We start from the raw sequence: 12,895 nt of genomic DNA on the forward strand, positions 1-12,895 counted from the left end.
TCAGCTAACCAAGATAGAAATCAAAATCAATTAATCACCATAATGATGATGGATATGCAATTAAAACGTGTACTCACCCCTTTCCTTTTTAACGGTTTAATACTTTTTGCCGCTTGTAATTCTTCAACGAAGCAAAGTAATGGTAAAGATAGTCTGCAACACGCAAGTGTTCCTGCAAACCTTAGTGCCAAAGCCTTTGAAAAGACAATTGACGGAAAGCAGGTGCAGCTGTATACCTTAACAAATAAAAATGGCGCAAAAGCAATGATCACCAACTATGGCGGCCGCCTGGTAAGTCTTCTTGTGCCCGACAGAAACCAGCAGTTAACTGATGTGGTCGCTGGTTTTAGTGATGTGCAAGGTTACCAGAAGTCTACTGAACCTTATTTTGGTGCAACCATCGGACGCTTTGGTAACCGGATTGCAAAAGGTAAATTCTCACTGGATGGAAAAAGCTATCAATTGTTCACCAACAATGGAAGTAATACGCTTCATGGTGGCAAGAAAGGCTTTCAGGATGTGGTTTGGGATGGGAAGAAAATTAACGAACAAACGTTGGAACTGTCTTATTTATCTAAAGACATGGAAGAAGGATTTCCTGGAAATCTACAGGTTAAAGTTGTTTATACTTTGGAAGATGATTACAGTTTGAAAATTACCTATGATGCCACAGTTGATGAAAATACGGTTGTAAATTTAACAAACCATGCCTTTTTTAACCTGAACGGTGCGGGCAGCGGTACAATTTTAAACCACCTGGTAAAAATTAATGCCAGTAGTTACACGCCGGTAGACAGCACCTTGATTCCTACGGGCAAAATAGAGCCGGTAAATGGAACGCCATTTGATTTTACAACTCCGAAAACCATAGGTGAACATATTGAGCGAGATGATGAACAATTGAAGTTCGGTAAAGGTTATGACCATAATTTTGTGCTCAACAAACATGCTGAGGATGAACCGGTAGCTATAGTGGCCGGCGATAAAACCGGTGTGGTGATGGAAGTTTTTACCGATCAGCCAGGTTTGCAGTTTTATAGCGGCAATTTTATGCAGGGTAAAAATAAGATGAAAGGAAACCGGACGGATGATTTCAGGACGGCCTTTGCGCTGGAAACACAACATTTCCCGGACTCGCCAAACCAACCCTCATTTCCTTCCACCGTATTAAAAGCGGGAGATACTTATCATACAGAAACGATATACAAATTTTCCGTAAAACCGTAAGGTAAGGTATGGTAAGAGGTTAATTTCTCTTCTTTTGCTGTCCAGGGGCAAAGGGTTTAGCAGATTTGGATCCTGTAGCTTTTTTTATTTGTCCGGGAGGTACTTTTCCGCTGTTACCTGCTGTTCTGGTCATGTAGCATGAACTGGTCATCATGACCAATGCCATTAATAGTATAGTATAAGTTCTCTTCATTAGGGTATATTTAATTCTAAGGGTATAAATTTAGTTAAAAGTATTCAAACCATCATGGCATCATGATGGTTTGAACGCTTATTGCTAATAACGTGCCAGCTTCTGCTTACTTCTCAATTGTTCCGTTTAATACTTTCAGCAGTTCTTCCGCAGCTTCTTCAGAGGAGCCTGGATTTTGACCAGTAATTAACAGACCATCTTTAATTACATAAGAGTGCCAGTCGGGTCCCTTACTATAAACGGCGCCTGATTTTTTCATTTCGTCTTCCAGTGAAAAGGGTACCACATCTGTTAATTTTACAGCCTCTTCTTCAGTGTTTGAAAAGCCTGTAATTAGTTTTCCTTTTGTCAAAGGATCACCATTTTCAGCTTTAACATTAATTAGTGCGCCAGGTGCATGGCACACCATGGTGACTGGTTTTCGCTGCTTGATAAATGCTTGTATCAATTGAATGGAATCGGTGTCAGTGGCCAGGTCCCATAGCGGCCCATGACCACCGGGATAAAATACGGCATCAAAAGCGCCGGCATCCACTTCGCTTAGTTGTACGGTTTGAGCCAGTTTTTCTTTCAAAGCCTGGTCATTGTCAAAACGCTGGGTAGCTGCTGTCTGGGCCTCCGGCGCCGTACTTTTTGGATCTATGGGCGGCTGTCCTCCTTTTGGGGATGCAATGGTGATTTCAACACCGGCATCAGCCAGTAAATAATAGGGCGCTGCAAATTCTTCTACCCAGAATCCCGTTTTTTCGCCGGTATCGCCAAGTTCACTATGCGAGGTTAAAACAAATAATACTTTCATGTGATTGTGGTTTGATTTTTAATAGTGATAAAGCCATCATAAGCTTATATTAATTCACCGCTTTATGTTGTTTGTTTAAAACAATGGGCTGCGCTGAAGGTTTCAATTATTCTGAAGCGGTCCGCCTTTTAAACTTGTACAACAGGTTTTAACTTTTACTTGTGTTATTTTGAACTGTACAACAGGTTCTTTACTTTTACTTGAATTATGGAAACTTCAAAAGATTTAAAGCTGGCTGTATTGATCGATGCAGACAATGTGCCTTATGCAAATGTGAAAGAGATGTTTGAAGAGATCGCTAAATACGGAACTCCGACTTTTAAAAGAATCTATGCGGACTGGACCAAACCAACAGTGTCGGGGTGGAAGAAGGTGCTTTTGGAGAATGCCATTACCCCAATTCAGCAATACAGTTATTCCACAGGTAAAAACGCTACGGATAGCGCACTCATCATTGATGCCATGGATATTTTATACACCGGCAAGGTCGATGGCTTTTGCATTGTTTCCAGCGACAGCGATTTTACCAGACTTGCCACGCGCCTCAGGGAAGCCGGAATGAAAGTCATTGGTATTGGGGAAAAGAAAACCTTGATCCCTTTTATTACGGCATGTGATAAATTTATTTACATGGAGATTTTAAAGTCCGATTCTGAAATTGAAGAAGAGGAGGATGTTAAAAAACCTTCCAGAAATAAACCGAAACAAGAAAAGAAGCCGCTTAACAAGATTGACCCTAAAGTGATCAGGTTGTTTACCGACAGTATTTCTGACCTGGCCGATGAAAATGGCTGGGCATTTTTAGGTGAACTAGGGAATTTACTGTTGAAAAAGAAACCTGACTTCGATCCCAGAAACTATGGCTTTACAAAAATGCTTCCCTTGTTAAAAAGTATTAACCGTTTTGAGATTGATGAGCGGGATACCGGTAAAAATAATATTAAACACATTTACGTGCGCAGGAAGTAAAGAATTCATTTTGATCTGATGGTATGGAACCTTAACTTTAATTAACAGAATTGTTTATTTAAAGGTTCTTTACATCCAATCAAATGAAAAAATCATTCGCATTCGTGATCGTTGCTTTAGCAACGAGCACATTATTTTCGCAATCAACAATTGCACAAACTACCTGGAATGCAGACCCGATGCATTCAAAATTAGCCTTCAGTACCACTCACCTCGGTATTTCTGATATTGATGGCTCGTTCAACAAGTTTACAGCTTCGGCCAAAACTAACAAGGCCGATTTTAGCGATGCTGTGTTTGACCTTTCTGTTGATGTTAGTACCATCAATACCTTGGTAGAAATGAGAGACAAGCATTTAAGAAGTGCCGACTTTTTTGAAGTTGAAAAGTTTCCGACGATGACTTACAAAAGTAATGGCATTAAGAAGATTGGAGAAAATAAGTACCAGCTTACAGGCGATCTTACCCTTCATGGGGTTACAAAGCCAGTTACCATGGATCTTTGGTACAGGGGAACAATTGTTAACCCTCAAACAAAAGCAAATACGGCTGGTTTCCAGTTAACAGGTACGATTAAACGTTCTGACTTCGGTATAGGACCTAAGTTTGCTCCGCCGATGATCAGCGATGAAGTGAAGATCAAAGCTGACGGAGAATTTAAACAAAAATAGCCGAACAAAATCTCATTTTTTAAGTTTGTATAGTATATTAATTAAGATCACTAATTTATATATGTACAAGCTTAAAATCATTTCTTCTTCTGTTCGTCCTGGTCGGAAAGGCCCGGTTGTTGCAGACTGGATCGCCGAGCAGGCCAGACAAAACGGTAATTTTGATGTTGAAATAGTAGATCTGGGCGAAGTTAATCTTCCTATGATGAATGAACCAAATCATCCGTCGTTAAGAAAGTATGAACATGAGCACACCAAACAATGGAGTGCTAAAATTGCTGATGCGGAGGCATTTATTTTTGTGACTGCAGAATATGACTTTAATTATCCTGCACCGTTAAGAAATGCGTTGGAATACCTCTACCAGGAATGGGGCTATAAAGCTGCAGGACTGGTGAGCTACGGTGGTATTTCCGGTGGTACCCGTGCCGCCAATAGTTTGAAGGCAGATTTATCTACCTTTAAAATTGTTCCCCTGTACGAGGCGGTTAACTTCCCTTTTTTTCAGCAGTATATCAACGACCAAAATGTATTTATGGGAAATGATAGTGCTGTAAAATCGGCTGGTAATATGTTGAAAGAACTTGTCAGGTGGACAAAGGGCTTAAAAAGTATAAGAGAAGATCAGGGCTGATTCCTGAAACAGAAATCCCTTGATCAATTGCTAAATAATAAATAATTATGAGAGTTATTAAGCGTATTCACAGTGCAGTAAGTGCTCCTATATCAGATTTAATAACCTATAGGGCTTTACCAACAAAATCTATCGAGCACATTGACCCATTTTTATTTCTTAACCACCACGGTTTCCAGGTATATCCTGAACACAACCGGGGTTTGCCATTCGGGCCACATCCGCACCGTGGTTTTGAAACAGTCACCTTTATCCTACAAGGTGATCTGGCCCATAAGGATAACAGTGGCGCTGAAAGCGTAATTAATGCCGGGGGCGTTCAATGGATGACTGCAGGAAAGGGTTTAATTCATGCAGAAGTGTCTTCCAAAACATTCATGGAAAAGGGCGGTAACCTGGAGATCCTGCAGCTGTGGGTAAACCTGCCTTCAAAACACAAAATGACAACACCTGCTTATAAGGGCATGCAAAAGAATGAAATCCCTACTTTTGAACTGGATGAGGGTAAGGTGACCCTGAACTTAGTGTCCGGAACATGGAATGGCATGAAAGGGGCCTTCCAAACCCTTACCGACATCACCTTGGGTACACTCGTTATGCGTAAAGGTGGTGTTTACCAAACTTCGATTTCGCCCGACAGGAATATTTTCTTTTATGTGGTTAAAGGTACAGTGAAAGTGAATGGACAGGAAGCAAGCATGCACGACCTGGTGGAGTTTAATGCGGAAGGTAAATTGTTGCAAATTGAAGCCATTGAAGACAGCTTTCTATTGCTCGGCCATGCTGTACCATTTAAGGAACCCATTTTAGCTCATGGTCCTTTTGTGATGAATACCATGGAGGAAATCCACCAGGCATATGATGATTATAATAAAGGCTTGTTTGGTGTTTGGAAGGTATAAAAAGCTTAATGATTAAAGATTTCTTCTTTAATTGTTTTCTTAAAACCCTGAGGGGTTTCTCCAGTCATTTTTTTGAAGAAACGGCTGAAATAGGAGTGTTCTTCGAAACCTAACTTATTGGCGATTTCTTTAACACTTAGTTTTCCAATATAGATTTCATGCTTCGCTTCTATAATCAGCCGTTCCTGGATGATCTGGTTGATCGTCTTGTTTAACTTTTGTTTTAAAATCTGGTTCAGCCGTTTAGCGGTGATATTTAGTTTTTCCGCATAAAAATCCACTCCTTTCTCCGTGTCATAATGCCCTTCTAAGATCAGGAAAAACTGATAGATTCTTTTCTCATTCAGGTCGGGATGGGTAAATTCCTGTTCATTCGACTGTATCAGCTTTAACAGGAAGCCTTTTAATAAGGTAGCCAGGAGCAAAAAATGCTGATCTTCTTTATGGTATTCCTTTAACAGCACTTCATAGATCCCTTGCAGGATTTCCATTGCTTCCTGGTTTACGTTTACAGTAGAAAATTCTCCTTCCCTGTTAAAAAGCTTAAAAACATCCAGTGAAAACTCATTGAGGTTATAATTCAGCATGGTCAGGTTAAAGGCAATTAACACTCCTTTTTCGTCAAACTTATTTAAACGGTAAGCTCTGAATGGCGGGATCAGGTACATGGTCTTTTCGTTGTTTATCCAAAGGATCTCAAAATATTCTTCCCGCTTCGGGCTCCTGAGGTAATTCTTAGGGCAGTTTCGAAGTTCGGTAATATATAAAGCATTTTTTTTCTTGATTTCCATTTTGTCCCAGCTTACTAGCCTTATGTGTATCGTTATAATGGCCTATCTATCTAACTTTGTAATCAGTTGCAATGCACAATTGCAGCATATATTATTAATTTAAATATAAGAATTATGAGTATAGTTAAAAAGCCATCTTTCAAAGCGAAGTACGATAATTTTATTGGAGGAAAATTTGTCCCACCTGTAAAAGGAGAATATTTTGACAACATATCACCAATTGACGGTAAGGTATTTGCGCAAGCAGCAAAATCTACCAAAGAAGATATAGAACTGGCATTGGATGCCGCACACCAGGCATTACCTGCCTGGAGCAAGACTTCTGCTAAAGATAGAAGTAATTTGTTGTTGAAAATTGCACAGACCATAGAGGATAATGCAGAGTACCTGGCTACCGTTGAAACTATTGATAATGGTAAGCCGATCAGAGAAAACCGTGCCGCTGATATCCCTTTAATCATTGATCACTTCCGTTATTTCGCGGGTGTAATCCGTGCTGAAGAAGGAAGTATTGCCGAGCATGATGAACACACGGTGAGTATTGTTCTTCATGAACCTATTGGTGTTGTCGGACAAATTATTCCGTGGAATTTCCCGTTGCTTATGGCAACCTGGAAAATTGCACCGGCATTGGCTGCAGGAAACTGTACCATTGTTAAACCTGCAGAACAAACACCCGTAAGTATTATCATCCTGATGGAATTAATCCAGGATATTTTGCCTGCAGGGGTATTAAACGTAGTTAACGGCTTTGGTGCAGAGGCTGGAAAAGCTTTGGCAACTTCCCCAAGGATCAATAAGCTTTCCTTTACAGGTTCTACAGCAACCGGCCGATTGATTATGCAATATGCAACGGAAAACGTTATTCCTTCTACGATGGAACTGGGTGGTAAATCTCCAAACATTTTCTTCCCTTCCATTTTAGATGCTGATGATGAGTTCTTTGATAAGGCTTTAGAAGGTGCTGTCATGTTCGCCCTCAACTCAGGAGAAATTTGTACCGCACCGACCAGAATTCTGGTTCACGAAAGTATATCGGATGAATTTACAGCAAGGGTAATTGAGCGTGTAAAAGCCATCAAATCTGGTAACCCACTGGATCCCGAAACAATGATTGGCGCACAGGTATCAAAAGCACAATATGACAAGATCCTTAACTACATCAAAATTGGTGTGGAAGAAGGCGCAGAAGTGCTGGTTGGCGGTGCTTTACAAACGCACGATGGTGACACAAAAGGCGGCTATTACATTCAGCCAACTATTTTAAAGGGCCACAATAAAATGCGTGTGTTCCAGGAAGAGATATTCGGACCGGTAGTTTGTTTAACCACTTTTAAAACGACTGAAGAAGCTATCGAAATAGCCAACGACACTATTTATGGCTTAGGTGCCGGGGTATGGACCCGTGATGCACATGAATTGTACCAGGTGCCAAGGGCAATTAAAGCCGGTCGTGTATGGGTAAATCAATACCACACTTATCCTGCTCACGCTCCGTTTGGTGGGTACAAACAATCTGGCTTTGGCAGGGAAAACCATAAAATGATGCTGGATCACTATCGTCAAACCAAGAACATGTTAATCTCCTACGATAAGAAAAAGCAGGGTTTCTTTTAGGTGTTATCTCTAAGTGTATAGTAATCACAAATTTCAAATTAAATAGAGATCTCTCAAATCTCTTTTAAACATAAACTTTAATACAATGGGAACTTCAAGAAGAAAATTCTTATCAAATGCCTCGATTTCAACATTAGGCGTCCTGACTGCTTCTTCAGCTATGGGTACATTAATTCCACAAGACAGTAAAGCAGCGACTATAATCGCAGATCCAATAGGAGCGGAAAATAAAAATACGGGTAATGCAGTACCAAGGCGACTGGCCGTAATCACCGGCGCCGCGAGAGGAATGGGGCGTGCTTTTAGCGTTACGTTAGCTAAAAATGGTATCGACATTTTTGGGATTGACATTTTAGGGGGAGTAACCCCCGGGTTAGATTATAAACTCGCTACAGCAGCGGATATTTTGGAAACCAAAAAGTTGGTGGAAGCACAAGGTGCAAAATTTTCCTATGCAAAGGCTGATGTTAGAAACCTGTCTGAGCTTGAAAAAATAGCCACACAGTTAAAAGCCAGCCACGGCTCTGTCGATATCATCGTGGCTAATGCCGGAATCCAGCAACTTAGTGCTTTTATGGAATCGACAACAGAAAACTGGAACGATATGCTAGATGTGAACGTATTGGGTGTGGCACATACCTTAAAAGCATTCCTGCCACTCATGATCCCTAAGAAGACTGGGAAAGTCGTTGTCGTATCTTCAACGCAAGGTATGCGTGGTATGTGGAATGGCGCAGCCTATTCCGCTTCAAAATGGGCGGTTATAGGCCTTGTGAAATCTGTTGCGATGGAAATGGGCGTGCATCGTATCAACGTGAATGCTGTTGTCCCAGGGTTGATCGACACCCCAATGTTCCGCAATCAGAAGCGTTGGCAGATAGCGATGGGGGGTGGTTATGAAAATAAAGAGGTTTCTGAAGAATTACTCAGTAAGACGCTTTCAGGAAAAGATACTTTGGGATTGCCATGGCTGACTCCTGAACATGTTGCTCCAGTAGTTGGGTTTTTAACCTCATCCGGGGCAGATGCGGTAACAGGTGCTGTTTATGATGCAGCTAGTGGAACTAGCACATCGTATAGCTCATAATTTAATTTTTTAAAACAAATAGCGTCTTAAACGTTGAAATAAGGGATTTTTTTACTTCAGAGTTTACCTTTGAAGTAAAAAAATCCCTTTCTCCATGGTAAATATAACGTCGATAAGGATTGAACGAAATTTATACACCATCGCTCATGGTAGCTTCATCACCGTTAAAAACAATTTATATACCGATGAAAAAGATTATTGCAACAGAAAAAGCAACCGCTGTGATCACGCAGCTTAAAGAAAAGAAAGGGGAACTGATGTTTTACATGAGTGGGGGATGCTGTGAAGGTTCTCAGCCCATGTGTTATGAAAAAGGGGAGTTCTACACAGGCTCAAACGCTGTTTTGTTTGGAGAAGTAGAAGGTTGTGAATTTTACCTCAGTGCAGATCAACATTCATATTACCAATATTCACAAATTATCCTGGATGCTGAACCCGGAATGGGAGGCGGTTTCTCCTTAGAAAGCCTGTTGGGTATGTGTTTTACCATCAGTTCAAAACTTATTGAAGCAGAAAAAAGCACATCATCACAGTAAAAATAGAACAAATAGCATGTAGAAGCTGGAAAATAGATGGTTTAATAATACATTTATGAAGTATTGAATCAGAAATGGATAAAAAAGATTATGATGCCATTGTGGTAGGTTCCGGACCCAACGGACTTTCAGCCGCCATCGCCATACAGCAGCAGGGCTTATCTGTATTGCTGTTAGAAGGCAAGAAAGAAATAGGCGGTGGCCTGCGCTCAGCAGAAATTACTTTGCCAGGCTTTGTCCACGATATCTGTTCAGCGGTTCACCCGATGGCGGCGGCTTCCCCGTTTTTCAAAACCTTGCCGCTAGCTGCCCACGGACTTGAGTATATTTATCCGGAAATTGCTGCGGCACATCCTTTTGATGACGGCACAGCAGCTATCCTCACCAAATCAGTTCAGGAAACAGCAGCTTCATTGGGTGCCGACCAATATGCCTATCTGAATTTCATGCTGCCGATTTTACAAGACTGGCCAAAAATAAGTCAGGATATACTAGGCCCTCTTTTAAGTATACCTGCACATCCTTTAGCGATGGCAAAATTTGGTATGAAAGCAATGACTTCTGCCTTATCGCTTGCCAACAGGTTCAGTACTAAAGAGGGGAAGGGCTTGTGGGCGGGCATGGCGGCACATTCCATGCAGCCGCTTTCCAATATGACCACCTCAGCCATTGGGATGGTACTCCTCGCAGCGGGACATATCGAAGGATGGCCAATACCAAAGGGAGGTTCCCAGCAAATTGCCAATGCCCTGGCTTCCTATTTCACCTCCCTCGGCGGAGAAATTCAAACTGACTTTTATGTTAAATCGCTCAAGGATCTCCCTTCAGCACGTGCGGTGTTGTTTGATGTGACTCCGCGACAGCTGCTGCAGATTGCCGGGCACCGTTTTTCCTCCATCTATAAATGGCAACTGGAGAAATACCGTTATGGAATGGGTGTATTTAAAATAGACTGGGCATTGGATGCCCCTGTGCCATTTACCGCCGCACAAGCAAGAAATGCGGGAACGGTACACCTGGGTAATTCCCTTGAAGAAATAGCTTCCGGTGAATATGCTTCCTCCATAGGGGCAGTGCCTGAAAAGCCTTTTGTATTGTTAGCTCAGCAAAGTTTGTTCGATGCTACCCGTGCTCCCGCAGGTAAACATTCCGCCTGGGCCTATTGTCATGTGCCTCATGGTTCTAAAGCGGATATGACCGATATCATCGAAAAACAGGTAGAGCGTTTTGCACCAGGTTTTAAACAGCGCATATTAGCGAAACATACTTTTAATCCGGCACAAATGGAAGCTTATAATCCAAATTACATAGGAGGTGATATCAACGGCGGAATCATTGATATTGGCCAGATTTTTAACAGGCCTGCCCTCGGACTTTCACCTTATGGGACGTCAGCAAAAGGTCTTTACATCTGTTCAGCCTCAACGCCGCCAGGTGGTGGTGTTCATGGTATGTGTGGTTATCATGCTGCAAAAAAAGCCCTTTCAGAAGTTTTTAATTTAAATATATCACCTTTAAGCACGCTTTGATATATTTACCTTTCTATTAATTTAATGCTAATCTTTCTATTAATTTAACTATTTTAAACAACCTCTTTATTCGAACATGTCATCAACCACGACTAAACTTACCCTGCACGAAGACTGGACTGTAGTCATCTTAGGTTTTACTACTATTCTTTTGGCCATTGTAGGCTTCATCGTTTTTATACCTGCTTTTAACTGGAGCAACAGCACTGATTTATATGCCAATGTATTCGCGACAGGAAACCTCCAAGCTGTAGGTTTGCAATTTTTGCTGGTGCTGCTCATCGCCGGTTTAGGTGCCCTGCTTACCGGAAAGCCCTTAAAGCATTTTATCATCGTTTTCCCGGTGGTGTATGTCATTACACTCTTTGCTTTATTATTGGCAGGGAATTCACAAATTAAAAACCTGAACCTGGAAGCCGTCATCTTTAGTCTTTCCCTTGGCCTGCTCATTGGTAACCTTTTTAAATTACCCGATTGGTTCCGTGCAACGCTGGCAACAGAATTGTACGTAAAAATAGGCCTGATTTTATTAGGTACCAGCATTATCTTTGCGGATGTGCTTAAAGCGGGTTCCTTAGGCTTGCTTCAGGCCCTCATTGTTGTGCTTTCTGTCTGGTATTTCGCTTTCTGGCTGTGCCGTAAGCTAAAAGTTGATGATGAGCTGACCATGATGATCTCCAGTGCAGTTTCCATCTGCGGGGTTTCAGCTGCAATTGCTACTTCAGGGGCGATCAAAGGAGATGCAAAAAAGCTTTCTACGGTTATTTCCATGGTGCTGATTACCGCCATTCCGATGATGATCTTTATGCCTTACATTGCCAATTATTTCAACTTCCCACAAGAAGTGACAGGTGCATGGCTGGGGGGCAGTATTGATACCACAGGTGCAGTGGTAGCTTCTGGGTCCCTGGTAGGGGAAACCGCCTTGAAGATCAGTACGATTGTTAAATTTTCCCAAAATGTGCTTTTAGGTATCGCCGCTTTTGCGATTTCTATTTACTGGACGTATACCAATCACCCGAATGGTGCGGATAAGGATAAAAAGCCAACATTGGGTATCATTTGGGAGCGTTTCCCCAAATTTGTATTGGGTTTTGTCGCCGCTTCTTTACTGTTCTCTTTTGTTTTATCTCCCGAAGTTACTGCCGGTGCAAAAAGCGGTCTGAAAAGCCTGCAGGGACTATGGTTTGCTTTAGCGTTTACGAGTATTGGTTTGGAAACCCGATTTTCGGAGCTTTTTAACAAGGACTCGAAAAAGCCACTTTATGCATTTCTAATTGCACAAGGATTTAATATCATCGTGACGTTGATTATCGCCTTTTTATTATTTGGATAATTTTTAGGGTTATGAGCAGCTCTCTTGACGTATTACTGATTATTTAAGAGTAATTAACATAGTGTGTGAATAAATAAATTAAAAGTATTGGTTTTAATGCTTTAGATTCAATTTTAATCACGGATGGAATTAATTGTTAACCTTTAAATAATACATTTTAAAATATAGAAGCGACAGTAATACAGGGAAGCCGAAAACTGTATAGAGTAGGCCCTAAAATAACCAGATAATTATGGAAATTTCAGAAGTACAACAATTAGGTAGTTATTACCGGGTATTTGATGCCCGAGGGAAAAAAGTCTCTGAATTAGGTAAATCTAATGGTGCATTACGTGGAATTGGTTCAGGATTTTTTGTTGTAGAAAAAGGGAGCTATTATATTACCTATGATGCAAAATGCAGGAAAATAGCCGAGGTAGGCGCATTCGAGGGTGAATTCCGAAATACATCGGGTGCGACGTTTAGTTTGAAAAATGGAAATAGCATCATTTCCTATGATGTGCGCTGCAGAAAGGTGGCTGAGCGAACGGCTTAAGCTACCCTGTTTTAATCTTCAGGCCGCTCTTTTGAGTCGGCCATCTTGACTATTTTGGGTATATAAATG

The 12,895-nt window shown here is 41.3% G+C and carries 14 protein-coding genes; 11 read left to right on the forward strand and 3 right to left on the reverse strand.

Annotation, left to right across the window (positions count from 1 at the left end; genetic code table 11):
- The first annotated feature begins 54 nt into the window (after positions 1 to 54).
- Positions 55 to 1,227, forward strand: coding sequence for an aldose epimerase family protein (locus WG905_RS12320; protein WP_339592028.1), 1,173 nt, complete (start codon positions 55 to 57; stop codon positions 1,225 to 1,227).
- A 19-nt stretch (positions 1,228 to 1,246) separates the two neighbouring features.
- Here the strand turns inward: WG905_RS12320 and WG905_RS12325 are convergent, their stop codons facing one another.
- Positions 1,247 to 1,420, reverse strand: a complete 174-nt coding sequence (locus WG905_RS12325) for a quinol oxidase subunit 4 (protein WP_339592029.1) — start codon at positions 1,418 to 1,420, stop codon at positions 1,247 to 1,249.
- Positions 1,421 to 1,526: 106 nt separating this feature from the next.
- On the reverse strand, positions 1,527 to 2,219 hold the full coding sequence (locus WG905_RS12330) for a type 1 glutamine amidotransferase domain-containing protein (protein ID WP_339592030.1): 693 nt from the start codon (positions 2,217 to 2,219) through the stop codon (positions 1,527 to 1,529).
- Positions 2,220 to 2,426: 207 nt separating this feature from the next.
- Here WG905_RS12330 and WG905_RS12335 point away from each other — a divergent pair, with 207 nt between their 5' ends.
- From WG905_RS12335 to WG905_RS12350, 4 genes are all read left to right on the forward strand, one after another.
- Positions 2,427 to 3,188 (forward strand): NYN domain-containing protein, encoded by a 762-nt coding sequence (locus WG905_RS12335; RefSeq protein WP_339592031.1) that lies wholly within the window; start codon positions 2,427 to 2,429, stop codon positions 3,186 to 3,188.
- Positions 3,189 to 3,271: 83 nt separating this feature from the next.
- On the forward strand, positions 3,272 to 3,859 hold the full coding sequence (locus tag WG905_RS12340) for a YceI family protein (RefSeq protein WP_339592032.1): 588 nt from the start codon (positions 3,272 to 3,274) through the stop codon (positions 3,857 to 3,859).
- A 61-nt stretch (positions 3,860 to 3,920) separates the two neighbouring features.
- Positions 3,921 to 4,493 (forward strand): NADPH-dependent FMN reductase, encoded by a 573-nt coding sequence (locus tag WG905_RS12345; protein ID WP_339592033.1) that lies wholly within the window; start codon positions 3,921 to 3,923, stop codon positions 4,491 to 4,493.
- Between the two features lie 47 nt (positions 4,494 to 4,540).
- On the forward strand, positions 4,541 to 5,395 hold the full coding sequence (locus WG905_RS12350) for a pirin family protein (RefSeq protein ID WP_339592034.1): 855 nt from the start codon (positions 4,541 to 4,543) through the stop codon (positions 5,393 to 5,395).
- 5 nt (positions 5,396 to 5,400) lie between these two features.
- Here the strand turns inward: WG905_RS12350 and WG905_RS12355 are convergent, their stop codons facing one another.
- Positions 5,401 to 6,186, reverse strand: a complete 786-nt coding sequence (locus tag WG905_RS12355) for a helix-turn-helix domain-containing protein (protein ID WP_339592035.1) — start codon at positions 6,184 to 6,186, stop codon at positions 5,401 to 5,403.
- A gap of 114 nt (positions 6,187 to 6,300) precedes the next feature.
- Between WG905_RS12355 and WG905_RS12360 the strand changes: the two genes are divergently transcribed.
- From WG905_RS12360 to WG905_RS12385, 6 genes are all read left to right on the forward strand, one after another.
- Positions 6,301 to 7,803: an aldehyde dehydrogenase family protein gene (locus WG905_RS12360; protein WP_339592036.1), complete on the forward strand. Its 1,503-nt coding sequence runs from the start codon at positions 6,301 to 6,303 to the stop codon at positions 7,801 to 7,803.
- A gap of 85 nt (positions 7,804 to 7,888) precedes the next feature.
- The gene (locus tag WG905_RS12365) at positions 7,889 to 8,890 is read left to right on the forward strand and encodes an SDR family NAD(P)-dependent oxidoreductase (protein WP_339592037.1); all 1,002 of its coding nucleotides are present in this window, start codon (positions 7,889 to 7,891) and stop codon (positions 8,888 to 8,890) included.
- A gap of 185 nt (positions 8,891 to 9,075) precedes the next feature.
- Positions 9,076 to 9,426, forward strand: a complete 351-nt coding sequence (locus WG905_RS12370) for a DUF779 domain-containing protein (protein WP_339592038.1) — start codon at positions 9,076 to 9,078, stop codon at positions 9,424 to 9,426.
- A gap of 74 nt (positions 9,427 to 9,500) precedes the next feature.
- Positions 9,501 to 10,955, forward strand: a complete 1,455-nt coding sequence (locus tag WG905_RS12375; protein WP_339592039.1) for a phytoene desaturase family protein — start codon at positions 9,501 to 9,503, stop codon at positions 10,953 to 10,955.
- A gap of 76 nt (positions 10,956 to 11,031) precedes the next feature.
- Positions 11,032 to 12,291 carry a YeiH family protein gene (locus WG905_RS12380; protein ID WP_339592040.1) on the forward strand — a complete coding sequence of 420 codons (1,260 nt, stop codon included), beginning with the start codon at positions 11,032 to 11,034 and terminating at the stop codon, positions 12,289 to 12,291.
- 232 nt (positions 12,292 to 12,523) lie between these two features.
- Positions 12,524 to 12,826: a hypothetical protein gene (locus WG905_RS12385; RefSeq protein WP_339592041.1), complete on the forward strand. Its 303-nt coding sequence runs from the start codon at positions 12,524 to 12,526 to the stop codon at positions 12,824 to 12,826.
- Positions 12,827 to 12,895: the final 69 nt, after the last annotated feature.

It is taken from the genome of Pedobacter immunditicola (assembly GCF_037482985.1).
Lineage (GTDB): Bacteria > Bacteroidota > Bacteroidia > Sphingobacteriales > Sphingobacteriaceae > Pedobacter > Pedobacter immunditicola.